Source organism: Methylobacterium sp. A49B, assembly GCF_053346215.1.
Genome location: NZ_JBKFBO010000112.1, coordinates 38,088 through 58,460 on the forward strand (window position 1 = coordinate 38,088; position 20,373 = coordinate 58,460).

Here is a 20,373-nt window from a genome sequence, read left to right on the forward strand (position 1 = left end):
CAGGGCGAGGGCAGCCGCGACGCAGGAGACGCGTCGCAGCTGCAGCATGGCTTGGTGGTGTCCGGAGCAGCGGGGGCCCGAGGGCGTGGTCAGTTTGATCGGCGGCAGCGCGTCATGAACGAAGCTGCGGGTTACGAGCGTCATGCCATCGGCTCCGCTTTTGGCGTGGGAAATTTGACCACGCCTCGAAGCTACGTGTGCAAAAATCCCACGTCAATTCGGAAACTGCTCATGCGTGTGCGCCGCCGCACGTTGTGGGATTGTCTCCCACGACGCTTCCTATATCGATGAGGCCATGTCGGAGACTGCCGAAACACCGCGGGACGGCGCCAGCCTGCACGCCCCCCTGGCGCGGCTTCTGCGCCCGCTCGTGCGCCTGCTGGTGTCGCGCGGCATCACCTTCCCAGCCCTTACCGACCTGCTGCGCGAACTCTACGTGAACGTCGCCGAATACGACTTCGCGCTCACCGGCAAGGAGCAGACGGACAGCCGCGTCTCCCTGCTCACCGGCATTCACCGCAAGGAGGTCCGCCGGCTGCGCGGCGCGGGCGCTCCGGTCAGCGCCGTGCCGGCCGTCGTCTCGCGCACCAGCCGGATCATCGCCCGCTGGATCGCCGATCCGGCCTTCACCGATCCGCAGGGGCATCCGTTGCCGCTGCCGCGGACGGCCGAGGGTGGCGCGCCGTCGTTCGAGGCCCTGGTCTCAGGTGTCACCCGCGACCTGAGGCCCCGGGCCGTGCTCGACGAGTGGCTCGACCGCGGGCTCGCCTTCCTGGATGCCGGGGACCGGATCGTGCTGGCGGAGGCCGCCTACGTGCCCCGGGGCGACGGCGCGGAGGGGCCACAGCTCTATTATTTCGGCCGCAACCTGCACGATCACATCGCGGCCGCCGTGGCCAACATCGTCGGCGAGGCGCCGCGTTTCCTCGAACGGGCCGTCCACTACGACGGCCTGTCGAAGGAACTCGCGATCCGGCTCGAGGCGCGGGCGCGCGAAATCGCCATGGAGGCCCTGCAGCAGGCCAACCGGGAGGCGCACGCCGCCTGCCAGACCGATTCGGGCGGCGAGCATCGCTGGAACTTCGGCCTCTACGTCTACACGGAAGCCACGCCGCCGACCCGTTCCTCGGGCGAGCGCTGAGGGGCCGCCCGGTGCGATCCTTGCCAAACCGCCGGCTGGTCCTGCGCCTCCTCGTGGGCGCCGCGGCCCTGCTGCCCGATTCCGTCAGGCCCCAGGAGGCGCCGCGCGACCAGGGCATCGGCGGCACCGGCATGATGCGGACCGACGAGCCGCGGCCTCCACCCCTCGGCGAAGGCGACCGCGGCATCGGCGGCACCGGCGTGATCGGCACGATCCGCCGCTTCGGCTCGATCATCGTCAACGACCTGCGCATCGCCTACCCGCCCGCGGTGGAGGTGCGGATCGACGGCGAGCCCGCGAAGGCCGCCGACCTGAAGATCGGACAGGTGGTCCACGTGGTCGCGCGGCCGGACGGCAGCCACCTCGCCACGCGCCGCATCGACGTGACGAGCGAGGTGGTCGGCCCGGTCGATTCGGTCGCGCCCGGGCGCATGGTTGTGCTCGGCCAGCGGGTTCTGACGACGGGTCTCACCGGCGACTGGAAGCCGGGCGCGCGAGTCGCGGTCAGCGGCCTGCGGCGGCCGGACGGCGTGATCGTGGCGAGCCTCGTTGAGGCCCGCGGGTCCGGACCGGACCGTGTCGCCGGCCCGGTCCGGCGCGGGGCGGACGGCGTCCTCGCGATCGGCGGCCTGCGGCTGACCGGGGCCGAGGCCCTGCCGGCGGGAAAGCGCGCCCTGGTCACCGGCACCGCGGCGAACGGGGCCCTCCGCGTGACCAACGCCGCGCAGATGGGCCTGCCGTTTCCGCCGGGCCTGAGGCAGGTCTCCATCGAGTCCTATATCGGCCGGGCCGGCGCCGGGCTCGACCTCGGCTCGGGCTACGCCGTGACCGGCCGCCCGAGCGCCGCGGTGCCGCGCCAGGGCAGCGTGCGCGCAGTCCTGACCGCCTCGGTCGCGCGGGACGGCGACCTGACGGTGGAGCGGCTGCGGATCGAGAACCGCATCGCGCCCGAACGGCCGCAGCCGGACGCGCCGCAGTTCCAGCGGCAGCGGGACCACCTGGACCTGCGCAACCTGCCCGACGACGTGCCCGGGCGGTTCGGCGCCGAGCCCGGGCGCCAGGGCAATGTTGGCGGTCCCGAACCCCGCGGACCGGCGGTCGATACGCGGCCGGGCGCCGGCACGGTGCCCGGAGCGGAGGCCCCCGGGCGCTTCGGGGCGCCGCGCGAGGGTTTCGGCGGCGGTCAGCCCCCGGGCCCCGGCGCCTTCCCGGTCGGTCCCGGCGGATTCGGCGGCCCTGGCGGCTTCGGCGGCCCTGGCGGATTCGGCGGTCCCGGGGGCGGCGGGGGGCGACGCTAGCGGGTTGCGCCTGTACGGAGCCTCGTCGAGAAACGGCCGTCCCACCCATCCCCCTCATCCTGAGGTGCGGCGAAGCCGCCTCGAAGGAGCCCTCGGGGAACCGTGCGACTTCTGGAAGGCTCCTTCGAGGCCTCCGCCGCGCTCCGGCACCTCAGGATGAGGGGGGAGGGTTGAGATCATCGGTGTCCAGATCACCAGGATCCGAACCTGTGTCTTGTCCTGTGACCCAGCGCGATCAGGAACGGCGCGACCGCGAAGCCGCGCAGGTTTATGCGCCGTCTTTGCGGGTTTCGCGGAGGGTCGGGGGACCCCGCTCCGTGGCCCTTCGAAGGCCTCAGACCTCCGCCTCGCGGTCGAGCAGGGCGCGCTTGCGGGCGACACCCCAGCGGTAGCCCGACAGGGCTCCGTCTGAGCGCACTACCCGGTGACAGGGGATCGCGACCGCCAGCGCGTTGGCCCCGCAGGCCTGGGCGACGGCCCGCGTCGCGGCGGGCAGGCCGATCGCGCGGGCGATCTCGGCGTAACTCGCCGTCGATCCCACCGGGATCTTCCGCAATGCCTCCCAGACCCGCTGCTGGAAGGCGGTGCCGCGAATGTCGAGCGGCAGGTCGAGCCCCTCACCGGGCGCCTCCACGAGTCCGACGATCTGCGCCATCCAGCGCTCGAAGGTCGGGTCGCCCCCCTCGAGAGCCGCGCCGGGGAAGCGATCCTGAAGGTCCCGCAGCAGGATATCCGGCCCGTCGCCGAGCAGGATGGCGCAGACGCCCCGGTCGGTCGCCGCCACGAGGATCGCCCCCAGGGAGCAGGCGCCGATCCCAAATCGGATGGCAAGGCCGGCACCGCCCTTCCGGTAGGCCGCAGGCGCCATCCCGAGGCGCGGGGCGCCCCCCGCGTAGAAGCGGCTCGCCGCGCCGTAGCCGGCCTCGTAGAGCGCTTCCGTCACCGAGGCGGCGCCCGGAAGCCGTTCGGCCAGGACGGCGGCGCGGTAGGCGGCGGCGTAGGCCTTCGGCGTCACGCCGGTGGCGGCCTTGAACACCCGGTGGAAGTGGTAGGCGCTCAGGCCGGCGGCGCCGGCGAGCTCGGCGAGCGTCGGCATCGTCTCGGCCGCCTCGATCATGCGGCAGGCGCGGGCGACCGACTCCGCCCGGCGCTGGGCCAAGCCGGGCTCGTCCGGCCGGCAGCGCCGGCACGGCCGAAAGCCCGCGGCCTCGGCCTCGGCGCAGGTCGCATGAAAGCTGACGTTCTCGGGCCGTGCCGCGCGGGAGGCGCAGCTCGGCCGGCAATACACCCCCGTGGTGCGGACCGCGTACACGAAGCGGCCGTCCGCGCGCGCGTCGCGGGCGGAGAGGGCGGCCCAGCGCTCGGCGTCGTCGGGATCTGAGTGCGGGACGAAGCTCATGGCGGCGGCACTATGCGGCTTGGCGCGGGCGTTGAGGAGAGGCATGACGGGCCTGGCGGGCGGGAGGGATCGTCGCTTCATCCTGTCGTCCCGCCGCCTGACGCGCATCCCGCTCCTTGCTGCCGAATCCGCCGGGCCGGCAGAGGGGCGCGCCGCCGATCGTGCGAGTGTACCGTGGCCTCAAGCATCCCCGAGCACATCCATGTCGGACAGGACGACTGGCTCTTCCTGAAGACCGGGACGAACGACGTCCTCGGCCAGTACGAGCGGGCGGACGAGACGACGGAGCTCATCTGGCAGTGGCGCAGCCTCGTCGCGACCCGGGAGCGGCGGCTGAGGTCCATGGGCATCCTGTACCGCCACGTCGTCGCCCCGGAGAAGCTGATGATCTACGATCACCGGCTCGACGGGCTCACGATCCGGCCGGCCGCCTCGCCGGCCTACCGCCTGCTGCACAACGAGCCGCCGCTCGGCCGCGGCGGACTCCTCGCCCGCTACGCCGCTCGGCGTCGGCGGCAGCGCTGGCGGGAGACCTGCATCGATCTGGTGGCGCCGATGCGGGCGCAGCGCGACGCGGCCGACCTCTACTGCCGGACCGACACCCACTGGTCCCCCGACGGGTGCTACCTGGCCTACGCGGAGATCTGCCGGGCGCTGGGCACCGAGCCGCGGCAGGACCTGCGGGAACGACCGTCCTTCGAGACCGATCACGACGGCGATCTGGGCAGCGCCTTCGATCCGCCTCGCCGGGCGCGCTCACGCACCGTCCTGATGCAGCGTGACGCGGTGCGGACCTACGGCAGCCCGATCGTCGAGGCGCGCGAGAAGGCCGGGCTTCTGCACACGCTCCATGTCGGCGCCCACGTGATCTACGGCAACGCCAGCGCCACCGACCCGCGCCGGCTGGTGCTGTTCGGCGATTCGTTCTCGCACGTCATGCCGTACATGCTGACGATCCTGCTGGCGGAGACGTTCCGCGAGGTGCACTTCATCTGGAGCACCTCGCTGGACTGGCCGTATATCGAGCGGGTCCGGCCCGACATCGTGCTCACCGAGGTGGCCGAGCGCTTCATGGTCCAGCTGCCCGACGACACCTTCTCGGTGGAGCGCTACGCGCAGGAGCGCTTCGGCGCGGAACTCGCGGCGGCGGGCGGCTGAGCGCCGGTCGCAATTCTCACGACCGTGTCGCGTCTCGGAGCCTGAACCCCGTCATCCCGGGACTGCGCAGCAGGGCCTGGGATCCAGAACCTCGACGCGTGCTCGGACCGGCTCTGTTGGCGGCTTTGGATTGCCCGCCTCCGGCGTGCCCCTTCGGGTCCGGGTTCGCCCTCGGCGCCCCGGAAGGTCAGGGCTCGATGGCAGGCGGGCAGCAGACATCGGAGCCGTCGCAAGTCGGGACTCCGGTGTCTTGGCCGACGCGGTGAACGCTCAGGCCTGCAGCTTGGCCACCAGCGCGTCCGACAGGGCGAAGTTCACGTAGACGTTCTGCACGTCGTCCTGATCCTCGATCACCTCCACGAGGCGGATCAGCTTCTCGCCGGTCTCGTCGTCCACATCGATCGTGTTCTGCGCCTTCCAGATCAGGCCGGTGCGGCTCGGATCGCCGAAACGGGCCTCCAGCGCCTTGGCGACCTCGCCGTAGGAATCCTGGGCGCAGATGACCTCGTGGCCGTCCTCGCCGGAGCTGACGTCGTCGGCACCGGCCTCGATGGCGGCCTCCAGCATCGTGTCGGCATCGGCCACGGAGGCCGGATAGGCGATCACCCCGACCCGGTCGAACATGAAGGCGACGGCGCCGGTCTCGGCGAGGCTGCCGCCGGACTTAGTGAAGGCCGAGCGGACGTCCGAGGCCGTGCGGTTGCGATTGTCGGTCTGCGCCTCGACGATCAGCGCGGCTCCGCCCGGACCGTAACCCTCGTAGCGGATGTCCTCGAAATTCTCGCCGTCGGCACCGGCGGCCTTCTTGATGGCGCGCTCGATGTTGTCCTTGGGCATGTTCTCGGCGCGGGCCGCCAGGATCGCGGCGCGCAGGCGCGGGTTCATCGCCGGGTCGGGCGTGCCGAGCTTGGCCGCCACCGTGATCTCGCGGGCGAGCTTGCCGAACACCTTCGAGCGGACTGCGTCCACCCGGCCCTTCCGGTGCATGATGTTCTTGAACTGCGAATGGCCTGCCATGGCGATGAGACTTTTGTTCGTTGGCGAGGGCGGATGTCCGGGACCCCGCCCCCGCGGCTGTGAGGTCGCCGCGTTATAGGCCGCCGCCTTCCGGCGAAGCAACGCGCCCGCTCACGGCGCGGGAGATCGAGCGGCGGCGGAAAGATTGCCGCCTCGAGACGTTGCCGCAGGGATTCCCTCTCACGTGGATGCCCGATGCCGAGCCGGAATGGACGCAACACGGTCATGGTGGCGGGGGCGAGCGCGGGCGTCGGCCGCGCGGTGGCGCATGAATTCGCCCGGCACGGGTGGAATGTGGGACTCATCGCGCGGGGCGAGGTGGGGCTCCGGGGCACGATCCGCGACGTGGAGCGGGCCGGCGGCCGGGCCATGGCCTTCGCGGCCGACGTCGCCGACGCGGAGGCCGTCGCCCAGGCCGCCGACGAACTGGCGGAGCGGTTCGGCAGCATCGACGTCTGGGTCAACAACGCGATGGTGACGATCTACGCGCCGGTGCAGGAGACGAGCCCGGACGAGTTCCGGCGCGCCACCGAGGTCACCTATCTCGGGCAGGTGCACGGCACGCTCGCGGCGCTCCGCCACATGGTCCCCCGGGACCGGGGCACGATCGTCCATATCGGTTCGGCGCTGGCGTACCGGTCGATCCCGCTCCAGGCCAGCTACTGCGCCGCCAAGGCGGCGGTGCGCGGCTTCGTCGATTCCCTGCGCAGCGAGCTGCTCCACGACGGCAGCCGGGTCCGGCTGACGATGGTCCAGCTGCCGGCCGTGAACACGCCACAGTTCGACTGGGCGCGCTCGCGGCTGCCGCGCAGGCTCGAGCCGGTGCCGCCGATCTACCAGCCCGAGGCCATCGCCCGCCACGTGTTCCGCGCGGCGCACGACGCGCCGCGGGAACTCTGGATCGGCGCCTCGGCCTGGAAGGCCATCGTCGGAAACATGCTGATCCCGGGCTGGATCGACGGCTACCTCGCCCGGCACGGCTATCGCGGGGAGATGACCAGCATGCAGGCTCAGAAGAACCGCCCCGACAATCTCTACGATCCGGTCGACACCGATCCCGGGGCGCATGGGCGCTTCGACGGCCGGGCGACCGGGCATGTGGCGGCCGCCGACCCGCGCTGGCTGAAGCTCGGGCTCGCCGCGGCACTGGGCGTGGTGGCCGGCACGATGCTGTTCGCCACCGAGGCGCACGGGCAGACCGACGGGCGGCGCCGCGGCAGGCGTGCCGCGTCCGAGGCCATCGGTCCGGGTGCAGCTACTCGATGACCTCGTCAGCCCTGGCGAGGAGCGCGGGCGGAACCTCCAGCTCAAGCGCCTTCGCGGCCACGAGGTTGATGATCATCTCGTACCGCGTCGGCAATTGGACCGGCAGCCCCGCCGGATCAGCGCCTTTCAGGATTGCGTTCACGTAGGTGGCCGCACGCTGAAGCTGGCTCGGGGCATTGACGCCGTAAGAGAGAAGGCCGCCGCTGCGGGCGAAATAGGCGTCTCCGTAAACACCCGGGAGCTTGTAGCGGCTGGCGAGGCCCGTGATGAGGCTTCGGCTGCCCAGGGTCAGCGCGTGCGGTGCAACCACGACGGCATTTCCGTTCCCCGCTTCGGCGAAGCCGGTCATCAGGGTCTCGATCTCCGGTACGGTGCGGACCGGAATTCCGGTCAGCTCGAAGCCCAGACGGGGCGCCGACTCCTGGGCGGAATGCCAGAACTCGACATGGGGCGACGCGGCCGGGTGGTACATGAAACCCACCCGCCGTGAGCCAGGGCTCACCGCCTTGAGCACCTCAAGCCACTTGCTGCCCATCGGCTGCTCGAAATTCGCGAAGCCGGTGAGGTTGCGTCCGGGTCGATTGATGGAGGCGGCATAGCGGCTCCCGACCGGATCCCCGATGAAGACGAACACGATCGGTATCGATCGGGTCTCCTGCATCGCGATCGTGACGACCTGATTGGTCCCCGCCACGATGACGTCCGGCTTGAGGGCGATCAACTCGCGAACGAAGGTGCGTGCCCGGTCCGCGTCGATCCCGGGCCACCGGTAATCGATCCGGATGGCGTGACCGTCCTCAAGACCGAGCTTCTGCAGACCTTCGGTGAAAGCCTGTACACACAGAAGCGTCTGCTGATCTTGCTCCGGAAATCCAAGTATAACGCCGATGCGCCGCTGTTCGGCTCTCGCCCAGGACCGGCGCGGCCATGTCGCGGCGGCCGCGGTCAAGAGACCCAGGAGCGCGCGCCGCCTCATCCTCAGCCCCTTCAGCCGATGCGGTTCAGATCCCACCTTAATGCAGTTCACCCGTCCCAGATTGCAATAAGGATCCACAAAGACCAATAACCGATCGACATCAGCCTTTGGCCTAGCCGGCCGGCTGGCAATACCTTGAAAGCTGACGGCGTGGAAGGTCAGCCCAACTTCATCGCCGGGTGCATCGGTCGGACAACCTCGCCGACCGCGCGAAATCGGATATGCGGCTCCGGCCGGCCAGGAAACCTCCGACCGCGAAATCGAACGGCCTGTGCGTTTCAATGCCCCGTATCGAGGGGTGCTTCGAAAGCAGGGCCTCGCCGAGCGGGACGATGTCCCACCTGCCGCGTCGTGCTGCGGGATCCCAGGACCGGGAGAACGGGCGAGCCCCGGGTCGGCAAGCTGAACGAGACACCGTAAGGGCTGCGGCAGCGACCGGACTGCCAGGCATCCGATCCGGATCGCCTGAAAGAACCCGCGCAGGGGCGGAGCGTCAGCGACGTCCCGCGTGCCAATCCTGCAAGGCGGCCACCGTCACCACCCCGCCCGGCCATTCCAGCCCGGCGATATGCCGATGCGGTTGCCCCGGTTCGCCGAGATCCGAGACCGCCGAGAAAGCGCCGTCGAGCTGGTGGCTGTCGGTGTAGCGGCTGCGGGTCGCCAGGACCGGCAGGCCGGCGGCGCGGGCCGAGTCGATGCCGGCAGCGGAATCCTCGACGGCCACGGCCTCCCCGGGGGCGACGTTCAGGCCGGCGAGCGCCAGGAGAAACACGTCCGGCGCGGGCTTCTTGCGTTCCGCCTCGTCGCCGGCCGCGATCACGTCGAACGGGGTGGCGCCCGGCGGGAAGTTCACCGCCAGGAGCTGATCGACGTTCGGCCGGCTGGTGGTGGTGGCCACGGCCAGGAGGATTCCCGCCTCCCGCGCCTCGGCGATCAGCCGCGCGATGCCGGGCCGCAGCGGCAGCCGGGTCTCCTTTACGAGGTCGCCGTAGGCTGCGGTCTTGCGGGTGTGGATCTCCGGCGCCAGAGCATGGAACGCCGCGGCCTCCGCCGCGTGCCGCGTGTCGATGTAGTGGGCGAGCCGCTCCTTGCCGCCCATGACGGTGAGCAGGTCGGCGTAGAGCGCCGGGTCCCAGTGCCACGGCAGGCCGACCTCCGCGAAGGCACGGTTGAACGCCTGCCGGTGTAGGTCCTCGGTCTCGGCGAGGGTGCCGTCGACGTCGAAGATCAGGGCCCTCAGCACGACAGGTCGCGACCGGAGGCGCCCTCCGCGCCGTCCCGGATCGCCGCGATGCGCGCGGCGTAGCCGTCCGGGCCGCTGCTGAAGACGGCGTTGCCGGCCACGAAGGTATCGGCGCCCGCCCGGCTCGCGGCCTTGACGGTCTCGGGGTCGATACCGCCGTCGACCTGGATGCGAATGTCCCGGCCGGCCACCATGGCCCGCACCCGGGCCACCGACTCCATGGCGCCCTTGATGAAGCTCTGCCCGCCGAAGCCGGGATTGACCGTCATCACCAGCACGAGGTCGACGAGGTCGAGCACCGGCTCGACCATGGCGGCCGGCGTGCCCGGATTGATCGCCACGCCGGCGCGCTTGCCGAGGTCGCGGATCGTCTGGAGCGAGCGGTGGATGTGCGGCCCGGCCTCGGCATGGACCGTGATCCCGTCGGCACCGGCCTGGGCGAAGGCCGCGAGGTACGGATCGGCCGGGGCGATCATCAGGTGCACGTCGAAGAACTTTTCCGTGTGCGGGCGCAGGGCCTTCACCACTGGCGGCCCGAAGGTGATGTTGGGCACGAAGTGGCCGTCCATCACGTCGAGGTGGATCCAGTCGGCGCCCGCCGCGTCCACGGCGCGCGTTTCCTCGGCGAGCTTCGAGAAGTCGGCGGACAGGATGGACGGGGCGATGACGGGAGGAAGCATCACAGGTCTTTCAGCAGCAGCGGGCTCTGATCACGGTCGGCCGGGGCCGGTGCAACTCTGGCCCTCATCCTGAGGTGCCGCGGGGCAGCCTCGAAGGAGGCCTCCAGGGCTCGCAGGCTGGCCGGAGGGCTCCTTCGAGGCCTCCGCTGCGCTCCGGCACCTCAGGATGAGGGTCTGATTGGGATCAACGTTTCGGATGGCGCGACGGTGCGTCTTCTCCCTTACGCCAGCCGGCGGCGGCGCTCGACGAGCTGCATGATCATCGGCGTCAGGATCAGCTGCATGGCGAGGTCGAGCTTGCCGCCCGGGATCACGATGGAATTGGCCCGGCTCATGAAGCTGTCGTGGATCATGGAGACGAGATACGAGAAGTCGATCCCCTTCGGATCCTTGAAGCGGATCACCACCATCGATTCGTCGGCGGTGGGTATCCAGCGGGCGATGAACGGGTTCGAGGTATCGACCGTCGGCACCCGCTGGAAGTTGATATCGGTGAACGAGAATTGCGGGCAGATGGTCTGCACGTAGTCGGGCATGCGCCGCAGGATCACGTCGGTGACAGCATCCGTGGAGTAGCCGCGGAACGAGCGATCCCGGTGCAGCTTCTGGATCCATTCGAGGTTGATCACCGGCACGACGCCGATCTTCAGGTCGGCGTAGCGGGCGATGTCGACGTCCTGATCGGCCACGCAGCCGTGCAGGCCCTCGTAGAAGAGCAGATCGGAATCCGGCGGGAAGGCCTCCCAATCCGAGAAACTGCCCTCCGGGATGCCGTACAGGCGGGCGTCGTGCTGATCGTGGGCATAGTGACGGGTACGGCCGGTACCGGACTCGGCGTAGCTGCGGAACACCGCCTCCAGCTCCGGCAGGAGATTGGCCCGCGGCGCGAAGTGCGACAGGGTCGGCTCCCGCGCCATCATGCCCCGCATCGTGTCCCGGTCGAAGGCGTGGAAGCCGTCGCCCTCGATGAACACCGCCCGCACATCCTCCCGGCGGAAGATCTGCTCGAAGGTGTTGCGCACCGAGGTTGTCCCGGCCCCCGAGGAGCCGGTCACCGAGATGATGGGGTGCCGCGCCGACATGGTTTGACGACTTCGCCGAGCGGCTACGAGCGCATCAAGCCGCGCTGGCCGAACAGCGGCGAGCGGCCGGCATCGGGCTTGCCGCCGCCGTAATAGGCGGCGACGCAGCTCACCTCCTCGGTGGAGCCGCAGACCAGCGGCGCGCGCTCGTGGATGCCGGTGGCCACCAGGTCGAGGATGCGCGTCTGGCCGTCGGTAGCGGCGCCGCCGGCCTGCTCGACCAGCATCGCCACGGGGGCGACCTCGTAGAGCAGCCGCAGGCGGCCGCGGGCGTAGTTCTTCCGGGCGTCGCCCGGGTACAGGAACACGCCGCCACGGGTGAGCACGCGCTGGATGTCGGCCACCAGGGAGGCGAGCCAGCGCATGTTGTAGTCCTTGTCGCGCGGGCCTTCGGTGCCGCGCTGGCAATCCTCGATGTAGGCCTTCACCGGAGCGTCCCAGTGCCGGGCGTTCGAGGCGTTGATGGCGAATTCCTTGGCGGAGGCCGGCACCGACATGGCCGGGCTCGTCAGGCGGAACTGCCCCTCCGCGCGGTCCAGCACGTAGGATTGCGTGCCGTCGCCGAGCGTCAGGATCAGCGCGGTGGCCGGGCCGTAGGTCACGAATCCGGCGGCGATCTGTGCCGAGCCGGGCGTCGTGAACGAGGCGAGCGGGTTGGCGGGATCCTTGATCGACGGCCGGATGCCGAAGATCATACCCACCGCCATGTTGACGCCGATGTTGGACGAGCCGTCGAGCGGGTCGATGGCGACGGCGAGCGGCGCATCCGGGTTCAGCCGCATCACCTCCTCGGCCTCCTCGGAGGCGACTTCGGCGACGGGGGCGGCGCGCAGGGCGGCGGTCACGCTCTCGTGCGCGATGACGTCGAGCGCCTTCTGGACGTCGCCGTCACTGTTGTGCTCGCCGGCCGCCGCCAGGTCGCCGCTGAGCGCGCCGCGCCCGATCCGCTCGCTGATCTCCACCGCCGAGCGCGCCACCGCCGCGATCACCGTGGCGGCGTCCTTCAGGGCCGGGTTGGCCGACACGGCCTGCGCCAGGCAGGCCTCGAGGGGTGTCCCGATCGCCGCTGAAATTGCCATCGGCCTACTCCTCCTGCTCGGATCCCGTCCGCCGGGATCGCGCGTTCCGCGCGGGTTCTGTAACGGCCGCATCCCTGCCAAGATAGCGGTCTCTGCCCGCGGATCGACAGGAACTCGTGGCGGGGCCTTCAAGATTTCTGTGCGATCTTGTGCCATAGGACGAAAAAAACGAGACCTCCGCCGAGAAACTCGCCATGCGCAACCTCTCCCTCAAGCAGCTCCAGGCGGTCGCTGCGGTGGCCCGCCTCGGCACCATGACCCGGGCGGCGCAGGAGCTGAACGTCACCTCGGCCGCCCTCTACGCGCGCATCCGCCAGCTGGAGGAGGAGGCCGGGCTCCTGCTGTTCGACCGGACGCCCGGGGGCCTCAAGCCGACCGATGCGGGCCGCGAGATGCTCTGGGCGATCGACAGCATCAACACCGTGCTGGAGACCTGCACGGACCGGCTGCGCACCCTGCGCGGGGCCGAGGGCGGGCGCGTCGCTCTGGGCGTCGTCTCCACCGCCAAGTACTTCGCCCCGCAGGTGATCGCCGGCTTCGTCAAGAAGCATCCCGGCGTCGAGATCAGCCTGTCGGTGCGCAACCGCGGCCAGACCGTCGAGGCTCTGCGCGGCTACGAGATCGACTTCGCCCTGATGGGCCGGCCGCCCCGGGACTTCCCGATCGAGGCCGCGACCTTCGGGCCGCACCCGATCGTGCTGATCGCCCCCCCGGGGCACCCGCTGGCGGGCAAGTCCGGTCTGAATCGCGAGGATCTCGCCGACCAGCCGTTCTTCCTGCGCGAGGAGGGCTCGGGCACCCGCATGGTGTTCGAGGAATTCATGGCCGGCGTGCTGGTGAAGCGGGCGCCGCTCGACATCGACACCGGCTCGAACGAGACCATCAAGCAGGCGGTCATGGCCGGGCTCGGGATCGCGCTGCTCTCGGTCCATTCGGTGGCGGCCGAGCTGGAGAGCGGCCGTCTCGTGCTCCTCGACGTGAAGGGCCTGCCGATCCGGCGCGACTGGTACGCGGTCCGGCGCGCCGACAAGGTGCTCGGGCCGGCCGCCTCCGCGGTCTGGTCGTACCTGATGTCGGAGGGCGCGCGCAGCCTGCCCGGCGTCGCGCAGAGCGGGCTGGCCCTCGCGGGAGCCCGGGCGTGAGCACGGCCGGCATCGTCGTCGCGGGCGCGGGCCAGGCAGGCTTCCAGCTCGCCGCCTCCCTCCGCGAGGGCGGATTCCGGGAGCCGATCACCCTGGTGGGCGACGAAACCGCCCTCCCCTACCAGCGGCCGCCCCTGTCGAAGGCCTACCTCGCCGGCAAGACCGATCCGGAGGGGCTGCTCCTGCGCCCGCCCGGCTACTTCGCCGAGCACGCGCTCGACCATCGGCCGGGCATCCGGGCCGTCGCCATCGACCGGGCGGAGCGCGGCCTCGAGCTCTCGGACGGCACGCGCCTGAGCTACGACCATCTCGTGCTGGCCACCGGCGCCCGCAACCGGCCCCTGCCCGTCTCCGGCGCAGACCTCGACGGCGTGCGCCAGCTGCGCGGCCTCGCCGATGCCGACGCGCTCAAGGCGGCGATCGAGGCCGCCCGGGCGATTGTGGTGGTGGGCGCCGGCTTCATCGGGCTCGAATTTGCGGCCGTCGCCGCCGCGCGCGGGCTCTCCGTGACGGTGATCGAGGCGGCCGAACGGCCGATGGCCCGGGCGGTCTCGGCCGAGATGGGGGACTTCTTCCGCACCGCCCAGGCAGCGATGGGCGTGCGCTTCCTCTTCGGAGCGGGCGTGACGGCGATCCTCGGGCGCGACGGTCGCGTCGCCGGCGTGGCCCTCGCGGACGGGCGGGAATTGCCGGCCGATCTCGTCCTCGTCGGGATCGGCGTGCTTCCGAACCGGGAACTCGCGGTCGCGGCGGGCCTGCCGGCCGAGGACGGGGTGCGGGTCGACGCGTTCCTCGCCACGCCCGATCCGGCGATCTCGGCGATCGGCGACTGCGCCCGCTTCCCCAGCCCCTTCGCCCGCGGGCTCACGCCGGACGGCACGGTGCGCATCGAATCCGTGCAGAACGCCATCGACCAGGGACGCTGCCTCGCGGCCCGGCTCACGGGCAGGCCCGCGGCCTACGGCGCGCTGCCCTGGTTCTGGAGCGACCAGGGCCCGCACAAGCTGCAGATCGCCGGGCTGTCGGGCCCCGGCGACGCCAGCGTGGTCCGCGGCTCCGGTTCCGCCTTCTCGGTGTTCCGCTTCCGGGACGGGCGCCTGAGCGCGGTCGAATCCGTCGACCGGGCGGGCGACCACATGATCGCCCGGCGCCTGCTCGCCGCCGGGACGCCGCTCACGCCCGAACAGGCGGCCGATCCCGGCTTCGACCTCAAGGCGTTGGCGCTGCGGAAGGCCTGAGGCCGCTCAGCCCGGGAACGCCACCGGTGGCGGCTTCTGCCGCAGGGCGAGGGCGGTGCCGATGCCGAGCGCCAGGATGGTCACGGCGCATCCGGCGAGCGCCCCGAACTGGCCGAGCCGGAGGAGCGCCTGCCCGATCACCGCGACGCCGAGCGCCTGCCCGCAGAAGAACGAGAAGGCGTGGAGCGCCACCGCGGAGGCGCGGGCGGTGGGCGCAACCTCGGTGACCTGGGTCTGGTAGGTGTTGTGCAGCATGTAGAAGCCGAGGCCCATGGCGGTGAGCGCGGCGCAGTCGACCTGCCAGGAGCCGGCGAGGCCGACCACCGTGAGCGACGCGCCGCAGATCAGGCCGCCGCCGATCAGCATCCGCGGCAGGCCGAGCAGCCGCACCAGCAGCCCGACCAGCGCCGAGTAGAGCAGGCCGCCGACGGCGAACCCCGCCAGCACGAGGCCGGCCTCCCGCGGACCGCCCTCGCCCCTGGCCTCGATCAGCGGCGCAAGGTGCGGGAACACGCCGAAGATCGCGATCGCCTCGATGAACACCGCCGAGAACAGCACCCGCGCCCGGGGATTGCGCAGGATCGTGCGGTAGCGCGTCACCGCCTCGCCGAAGGCCGGGCGGCGGGCGGCGGCCCGGCCGGTCCGGTCGAAGCCGAACACGGTGGCCGCGCAGGCGAAGGCCGCCACGGCGGCGGTCACCGCGAAGACCCCGCGCCAGCCGATCGCCGCCTCGATCAGGCCCGCGAAGGTCGAGCCGGACAGCTGGCCGAGGATCACCGCCACGAGGAACCGCCCGATCGCCACTTGCCGGCTCTCCATCGGCACGCGGTCGCCGAGCAGGGCCAGCGACAGGGGGATGCAGCCCCCCGCCGCAGCGCCCGCCAGCATGCGCAGGCCGAACAGGCTGCCGATGTCGGGGGCGATGCTGCACAGGGTGAGGGCGACGGCGAGCACCGCGAGGCAGGTGCTCATCACCCGCTCCTTCCCGAGGGCGTCGCCGATCGGGCCGAGCACCGGCTGGATGAACGCATAGGGCAGCGCGAAGGCCGTGGAGAGGAGCGCCACCGTGTGGGCGTCGCTCGCGAGGTCGCGGGCGAGAACGCCCACCAGAGGCTCGACCGAGCGCAGCGCGAAGGTGCTGCCGAAGCCCGCGCAGGCCAGCACCACGATCAGCCGCGGGATCGACGTGGCCGGGGGCGCGGCCCGGGCCGCGGCAGGCGTGAGAGCCGGCTCTGTGCTGTCGGTCATGGGGAGACGCTTCGCGACGCGGACCAAATCAGACCCGCGGCATCGCATCTCCCTTGCCGGAGCGGAACCCCGCCGCGCGACAGATCAGTGCGCGTAGAACGCAGGTTCAGAATTGTCGCTCGGGTGCGCGAAGGCCCAGCGCAGGGCGGAGGACAGCGGCACGTTGTAGGTCAGGCCGCGCGGCGGCACCGGCTTCAGGAACCAGCGGTCGTAGAGCGTCATGATCTTGGGGCTCCGGTAGAGCTCGGCCGTCGCCCGGTCGACGACGGCCTTGAAGGCCGGATCGTCCCTGCGCAGCATGATCCCGTAGGGCTCCGGGTTGGACAGCGTCTCGTCGCTGACCACGTAGGCGGAGGGCTCCTTGGACTGCGCGGCCACGACGCTGAGCTGCACGTCGTCCATCACGAAGGCCGCGGCCCGGCCGGTCTCCACGAGCAGGAACGCCTCCGGCACGTCCTTGGCGGCGATCACCGTGATGCCGAGCTTCCGCTCGTTGTTGGCCTTGATCAGCATCAGGATGTTGGTCGAGCCCGCCACCGACGAGACGGTCTTGCCACGCAGGTCATCCAGGCTGGCGATATTCTGGTCCTTCCGGGACACGAAGCGGGTCGCCGTCAGGAAGTGCGTGTTGGTAAAGTCCACCTGCTTCTTGCGGTCGGCGTTGTTGGTCGTCGTCCCACATTCGAGGTCGATCGTGCCGTTGGTCATCAGCGGGATGCGGGAGGAGGAATTGACGAACTCCATCCCGATCTCCAGGCCCGGCATCTGCAATTCGCGTTTCACGGCGTCGGCGATCTTCAGGCAGATATCGACCGCGAAGCCGACCACCTTCTGGTTCTGGTCCAGGTAGCTGAACGGGGTTGCGGTATCGCGCACGCCGAGGACCATCCTGTTGTTGTCGCGGATCTTCCTGAGTGTGCCGGTGCGTTCGGCCGACTCGGCGGGAGCACCGAGGAGAAGCGCGGCGAGAAGGGGAGCGAGCAGACGCATGGGCTGGGGTGTTCCGGTCGCGCTGTGGAGGCCCACGGTGAGTCCGGCGCCTGGAAGCCCGACCGCGCGCCGGATCGGGCTCCCGGGGATCGCCTCAGCAAGAGTCCGGCCGCAATCAGGCCGATGCGGCCGCCTCGTGCGCCGCCGCCAGTTCCGCATCCGCGGCCGCGACCTTCAGGGATGCCGGCCGCGCCCGGATCCGCTCGACATAGGCGTTCAGCACCGGATGGGGCGCGACGAGTCCGAAACCCATGGTCCAGCCGAGGGCGCCCCCCCACAGGATGTCGGCGGCGCTGAAGCGCTCGCCGAGGAGGTACGGCCCCGGGGTCAGCGTCTCGGTGACGCGGGCGATGACGCTGTCGTAATCGGCGTAGGCCGACATGGCGCGCGGGCCCGGCTCCCGCTTGAGGTAGCGGTCGATCACCGCGGGCTCGTAGCAGGAGCCGTAGAACACCATCCAGCGCAGGTAGGTCGCGCGGGCGGGATCGGTCGCCGCCGGGGCGAGGCCCGCCTCCGGGAAGAGGTCGGCGAGATAGAGGTAGACGGCCGCCTGTTCGGTGACCAGAGCCTCGCCGTTGCGGATCGCCGGCACCTTCGCCATCGGGTTGATGGCCCGGTACGCGTCCTGGAGATGCTCGCCCGCGCGCATGTTGAGGGCGTGCAGCCGGTACGGCACGCCCAACTCCTCGAGGAGCACACGCACTCCGGAAGAGCGCGTATTGGGTGCGTGATAGAACTCGATCTCGGGTTTGTTCGCCATACTGTCCCTGCCAGTATTGTGGAATCGCGGCGCGGCACGCTCTTACCGGGGGAAGTCCGGGTCAACCCGGGTCGCGACCGGAACATCACACGGACCGGAATCGCGGCTTGAGCGTTGGGCCATTGTGCGATGCCGCGCGTTGGGGTGCCTGCTGGCGCGACGCGGGCCGGGGGTGCGAGTGTTCGATGGCGAAGATTCTGCTGGTCGAGGATCACGAAGAGATCTGGGATTTCCTCTCCCGCCGCCTGAAGCGGCGCGGCTACGAGGTGATCCTGGCGCATGACGGCGAGGCCGGCGTCCGGCAGGCCCGGTCCGGCCAGCCGGACGTGATCCTGCTCGACATGAACCTTCCGGTCCTCGACGGCTGGTCTGTCGCGCGCGCGCTGAAATCCGGCACCGACACGCGGGCGATCCCGATCATCGCCCTCACCGCCCACGCGATGTCGGGCGACCGGGACAAGGCGATTCAGGCCGGCTGCGACGACTATCATCCGAAGCCCGTCGATTTCTCGAAGCTCCTCAGCCAGATCAGCGCCGCCCTCGGCGAGACCGCGCAGGCCGGCTGACATGGCACCGGATCGGCGCGCCGTCCTCCCCCAGGCCGCGCAAGCGGTCGACACCCGATCCGATCCGAGTGGAGCATCCCGTTGAGCGAGGATCCCGTCACCGCCCAGCGCCTGCGGGAAGGCCTACCGGTCATCGTCGCGCTGGCCTCGCTCCTCCTCGTCGTGGCGACGATGGCGGCGCTCTATCTCGGCCGTGAGATCCTCGTGCCGGTGACGCTGGCGATCCTGCTCAGCTTCGTCCTGGTACCGGCGGTCCGGATGCTGCGGCGCCTGCGGGTGCCGCGGGCGCCCGCGGTGCTCCTGGTGGTGGTGATCGTGTTCGGCGCCCTGTTCGGCATCGGCAGCCTGATCGCCAGCGAGGCATCCCAGCTCGCCGCCGACCTGCCGCGCTACACGCTGGTGATGCGGACCAAGATCAAGGACCTGCGCGGGGCGACGGCCGGCACCGGCACGCTCTCGCGGATCGCCGACATGGTGCAGGACTTGAGCGCCACCCTTCAGCCGCCGCCGGCCGCCGAGATCAAGGGCGAGCCCGGCTCGCCCACGCACCCGATCACCGTGGAACTCACCCCCGTCCGCGCCAGCGTGATCGACACGCTGCAGACCTTCGCGGGCCCCGTGCTCCACCCGTTGGCCACGACCGGCCTGATCCTGATCTTCACGATCTTCATCCTGCTCCAGCGCGAGGATCTGCGGAACCGGGCGATCAAGCTCGCCGGCGGCTCGGGCGACCTGCGCCGCACCACGGCGGCGATCGACGATGCCACGAGCCGGCTGAGCCGGTTCTTCCTGGCGCAGCTCGCCCTCAACATCGGCTTCGGCGTGGTGATCGGCTTCGGACTTTGGATCATCGGCGTGCCGAGCCCGACGCTGTTCGGCGTGCTCGCCGCGATCCTGCGCTTCGTGCCCTATATCGGCGCCGCGATCAGCGCGCTGCTGCCGCTGATCCTCGCCGCCGCGGTCGATCCCGGCTGGAGCATGGTGATCGCCACCGCGGCCCTGTTCCTGGTGGTCGAGCCGATCTGCGGCCACGTGATCGAGCCGCTGCTCTACGGCCACTCGACCGGCCTCTCGCCGGTCGCCGTCATCCTGGCGGCGACGATCTGGACCTTCCTGTGGGGCCCGATCGGCCTCGTGCTGGCGACCCCCCTCACCGTCTGCCTCGTGGTGCTCGGACGGCACGTGCAGAGGCTCTGGTACCTCGACGTGCTGCTCGGCGACCAGCCCGCCCTGTCGCCCCCGGAGATCTTCTACCAGCGCATGCTCGCCGGCGATCCCGTGGAGGCGATCGACCAGGGCTGGCAGTTCCTGAAGGAGCGGGCCCTCGTCACCTACTACGACGAGGTTGCCCTGGCGGGGCTGCTGCTCGCGCAGGAGGATCTCTCGCGCGGGACGCTCGACCGCGAACGCCAGGCGGAGGTCGGCACGGCGATCCGTACGGTGGTGGATCGTCTGGGCACCGCCCCGGTCGCGCGGCGGCCCCGGCGGGGATCCGGACGCGGTCCCGACACCGAGACCGCCGCCGCGCTGGCTGCCGTCGGGCCTGACCGGCAGGTGGCGGGCATCGTGCTGTCGCGCGAGGATCTCGCCCCCGGCTGGCGCAGCGAGACACCAGTCCTGTGCGTGTCGAGCCGCGGCCCCTTCGACGAGGCGGCGACGCTGATGCTGAGCCAGATCCTGGCACGGCACGGTCTCGCCTCGCAGATCCTGTCGATGGCGGCGATCCGCGCCGGCGAGCGGCCCGAGAACCCCGAGGGTCTCGCGCTGATCTGCTTCTCCTACCTGGAGCCGGTAAGTCTGTCGCAGATCCGCTTCACGGTCCGGCAGGCCCGCGCCGCGGTGCCGGGGGTGCGCATCCTCGTCGGCTTCTGGCGCGAGCGCGATCCGGCGACACTCGATCGCCTGCGACGGGCGACCTCGGCCGACTTCCTGGTGACGTCGCTCAACGAGGCGCTCTCGGCGGTCCTGGGTGCCTGCCGCGAGCCGGCACCCGCGCGGACCAGCCCGGCACCGGCCGCCGCGCTTCCCAGCCCGGCACGGACGGCGGCGGCGTGACGTCTCCGCGGCGCCCCGGCGCTCCCCACAGGCGC

At 71.0% G+C, this 20,373-nt stretch carries 18 protein-coding genes; 8 read left to right on the forward strand and 10 right to left on the reverse strand.

Annotation, left to right across the window (positions count from 1 at the left end):
- The first annotated feature begins 295 nt into the window (after positions 1-295).
- Together ACLBX9_RS19210 and ACLBX9_RS19215 are read left to right on the forward strand one after the other, a co-directional pair.
- Positions 296-1,141, forward strand: a complete 846-nt coding sequence (locus ACLBX9_RS19210; RefSeq protein ID WP_447720063.1) for a DUF6502 family protein — start codon at positions 296-298, stop codon at positions 1,139-1,141.
- Between the two features lie 11 nt (positions 1,142-1,152).
- A complete protein-coding gene (locus ACLBX9_RS19215) occupies positions 1,153-2,439 on the forward strand; it encodes a DUF5666 domain-containing protein (RefSeq protein WP_447720064.1) in 1,287 nt (428 codons plus the stop codon).
- 334 nt (positions 2,440-2,773) lie between these two features.
- Here ACLBX9_RS19215 and ada read toward each other — a convergent pair whose 3' ends face one another.
- The gene (gene ada, locus ACLBX9_RS19220; RefSeq protein WP_447720183.1) at positions 2,774-3,838 is read right to left on the reverse strand and encodes a bifunctional DNA-binding transcriptional regulator/O6-methylguanine-DNA methyltransferase Ada; all 1,065 of its coding nucleotides are present in this window, start codon (positions 3,836-3,838) and stop codon (positions 2,774-2,776) included.
- A 174-nt stretch (positions 3,839-4,012) separates the two neighbouring features.
- On the opposite strand from ada, the gene ACLBX9_RS19225 reads away from it, so the two are divergent.
- On the forward strand, positions 4,013-4,996 hold the full coding sequence (locus ACLBX9_RS19225; RefSeq protein WP_447720065.1) for an alginate O-acetyltransferase AlgX-related protein: 984 nt from the start codon (positions 4,013-4,015) through the stop codon (positions 4,994-4,996).
- 270 nt (positions 4,997-5,266) lie between these two features.
- Here ACLBX9_RS19225 and ACLBX9_RS19230 read toward each other — a convergent pair whose 3' ends face one another.
- Positions 5,267-6,013: a YebC/PmpR family DNA-binding transcriptional regulator gene (locus ACLBX9_RS19230; RefSeq protein WP_447720066.1), complete on the reverse strand. Its 747-nt coding sequence runs from the start codon at positions 6,011-6,013 to the stop codon at positions 5,267-5,269.
- Positions 6,014-6,208: 195 nt separating this feature from the next.
- Here ACLBX9_RS19230 and ACLBX9_RS19235 point away from each other — a divergent pair, with 195 nt between their 5' ends.
- Entirely contained in the window at positions 6,209-7,279 is a 1,071-nt protein-coding gene (locus ACLBX9_RS19235; protein WP_447720067.1) for an SDR family oxidoreductase, read from the forward strand.
- On the opposite strand, the gene ACLBX9_RS19240 is transcribed toward ACLBX9_RS19235, so the two are convergent.
- The 5 genes from ACLBX9_RS19240 to ACLBX9_RS19260 all read right to left on the reverse strand — a co-directional run bounded on the left by ACLBX9_RS19240 (position 7,269) and on the right by ACLBX9_RS19260 (position 12,339).
- Positions 7,269-8,537, reverse strand: a complete 1,269-nt coding sequence (locus ACLBX9_RS19240) for an ABC transporter substrate-binding protein (protein ID WP_447720068.1) — start codon at positions 8,535-8,537, stop codon at positions 7,269-7,271. The two genes, ACLBX9_RS19235 and ACLBX9_RS19240, sit on opposite strands and share 11 nt — an antisense overlap.
- Positions 8,538-8,748: 211 nt before the next feature.
- On the reverse strand, positions 8,749-9,498 hold the full coding sequence (locus ACLBX9_RS19245) for an HAD-IA family hydrolase (RefSeq protein WP_010684620.1): 750 nt from the start codon (positions 9,496-9,498) through the stop codon (positions 8,749-8,751).
- A complete protein-coding gene (gene rpe / locus ACLBX9_RS19250; RefSeq protein WP_010684619.1) occupies positions 9,492-10,178 on the reverse strand; it encodes a ribulose-phosphate 3-epimerase in 687 nt (228 codons plus the stop codon). The genes ACLBX9_RS19245 and rpe overlap by 7 nt, the downstream gene beginning before the upstream one ends.
- A gap of 221 nt (positions 10,179-10,399) precedes the next feature.
- On the reverse strand, positions 10,400-11,260 hold the full coding sequence (locus tag ACLBX9_RS19255; RefSeq protein ID WP_039893448.1) for a phosphoribulokinase: 861 nt from the start codon (positions 11,258-11,260) through the stop codon (positions 10,400-10,402).
- A 23-nt stretch (positions 11,261-11,283) separates the two neighbouring features.
- Positions 11,284-12,339 carry a class 1 fructose-bisphosphatase gene (locus ACLBX9_RS19260; protein ID WP_010684617.1) on the reverse strand — a complete coding sequence of 352 codons (1,056 nt, stop codon included), beginning with the start codon at positions 12,337-12,339 and terminating at the stop codon, positions 11,284-11,286.
- A 194-nt stretch (positions 12,340-12,533) separates the two neighbouring features.
- Here ACLBX9_RS19260 and ACLBX9_RS19265 point away from each other — a divergent pair, with 194 nt between their 5' ends.
- Positions 12,534-13,481 (forward strand): LysR family transcriptional regulator, encoded by a 948-nt coding sequence (locus ACLBX9_RS19265; protein ID WP_010684616.1) that lies wholly within the window; start codon positions 12,534-12,536, stop codon positions 13,479-13,481.
- Positions 13,478-14,719, forward strand: a complete 1,242-nt coding sequence (locus tag ACLBX9_RS19270) for an NAD(P)/FAD-dependent oxidoreductase (RefSeq protein WP_447720069.1) — start codon at positions 13,478-13,480, stop codon at positions 14,717-14,719. Before ACLBX9_RS19265 ends, ACLBX9_RS19270 begins: the two co-directional genes overlap by 4 nt.
- A gap of 6 nt (positions 14,720-14,725) precedes the next feature.
- On the opposite strand, the gene ACLBX9_RS19275 is transcribed toward ACLBX9_RS19270, so the two are convergent.
- The 3 genes from ACLBX9_RS19275 to ACLBX9_RS19285 all read right to left on the reverse strand — a co-directional run bounded on the left by ACLBX9_RS19275 (position 14,726) and on the right by ACLBX9_RS19285 (position 17,717).
- Positions 14,726-15,967, reverse strand: coding sequence for an MFS transporter (locus ACLBX9_RS19275; protein ID WP_010684614.1), 1,242 nt, complete (start codon positions 15,965-15,967; stop codon positions 14,726-14,728).
- A gap of 84 nt (positions 15,968-16,051) precedes the next feature.
- Positions 16,052-16,957 (reverse strand): amino acid ABC transporter substrate-binding protein, encoded by a 906-nt coding sequence (locus ACLBX9_RS19280; RefSeq protein ID WP_447720070.1) that lies wholly within the window; start codon positions 16,955-16,957, stop codon positions 16,052-16,054.
- 115 nt (positions 16,958-17,072) lie between these two features.
- Positions 17,073-17,717 carry a glutathione S-transferase family protein gene (locus ACLBX9_RS19285; protein WP_447720071.1) on the reverse strand — a complete coding sequence of 215 codons (645 nt, stop codon included), beginning with the start codon at positions 17,715-17,717 and terminating at the stop codon, positions 17,073-17,075.
- Positions 17,718-17,902: 185 nt separating this feature from the next.
- Here ACLBX9_RS19285 and ACLBX9_RS19290 point away from each other — a divergent pair, with 185 nt between their 5' ends.
- Positions 17,903-18,283 carry a response regulator gene (locus ACLBX9_RS19290; protein ID WP_010684611.1) on the forward strand — a complete coding sequence of 127 codons (381 nt, stop codon included), beginning with the start codon at positions 17,903-17,905 and terminating at the stop codon, positions 18,281-18,283.
- Positions 18,284-18,364: 81 nt separating this feature from the next.
- Complete coding sequence (locus ACLBX9_RS19295) at positions 18,365-20,338, forward strand: AI-2E family transporter (RefSeq protein WP_447720072.1); 1,974 nt, start codon at positions 18,365-18,367, stop codon at positions 20,336-20,338.
- Positions 20,339-20,373 lie beyond the last annotated feature (35 nt).

Coding starts and splice junctions, on each gene's coding strand:
- rpe (WP_010684619.1), bottom strand. CDS start 10,178: ATGCTTCCTCCCGTCATCGCCCCGTCCATCCTGTCCGCCGACTTCTCG.
- ACLBX9_RS19210 (WP_447720063.1), top strand. CDS start 296: ATGTCGGAGACTGCCGAAACACCGCGGGACGGCGCCAGCCTGCACGCC.
- ACLBX9_RS19230 (WP_447720066.1), bottom strand. CDS start 6,013: ATGGCAGGCCATTCGCAGTTCAAGAACATCATGCACCGGAAGGGCCGG.
- ada (WP_447720183.1), bottom strand. CDS start 3,838: ATGAGCTTCGTCCCGCACTCAGATCCCGACGACGCCGAGCGCTGGGCC.
- ACLBX9_RS19255 (WP_039893448.1), bottom strand. CDS start 11,260: ATGTCGGCGCGGCACCCCATCATCTCGGTGACCGGCTCCTCGGGGGCC.
- ACLBX9_RS19290 (WP_010684611.1), top strand. CDS start 17,903: ATGGCGAAGATTCTGCTGGTCGAGGATCACGAAGAGATCTGGGATTTC.
- ACLBX9_RS19260 (WP_010684617.1), bottom strand. CDS start 12,339: ATGGCAATTTCAGCGGCGATCGGGACACCCCTCGAGGCCTGCCTGGCG.
- ACLBX9_RS19265 (WP_010684616.1), top strand. CDS start 12,534: ATGCGCAACCTCTCCCTCAAGCAGCTCCAGGCGGTCGCTGCGGTGGCC.
- ACLBX9_RS19285 (WP_447720071.1), bottom strand. CDS start 17,717: ATGGCGAACAAACCCGAGATCGAGTTCTATCACGCACCCAATACGCGC.
- ACLBX9_RS19235 (WP_447720067.1), top strand. CDS start 6,209: ATGCCGAGCCGGAATGGACGCAACACGGTCATGGTGGCGGGGGCGAGC.
- ACLBX9_RS19275 (WP_010684614.1), bottom strand. CDS start 15,967: ATGACCGACAGCACAGAGCCGGCTCTCACGCCTGCCGCGGCCCGGGCC.
- ACLBX9_RS19280 (WP_447720070.1), bottom strand. CDS start 16,957: ATGCGTCTGCTCGCTCCCCTTCTCGCCGCGCTTCTCCTCGGTGCTCCC.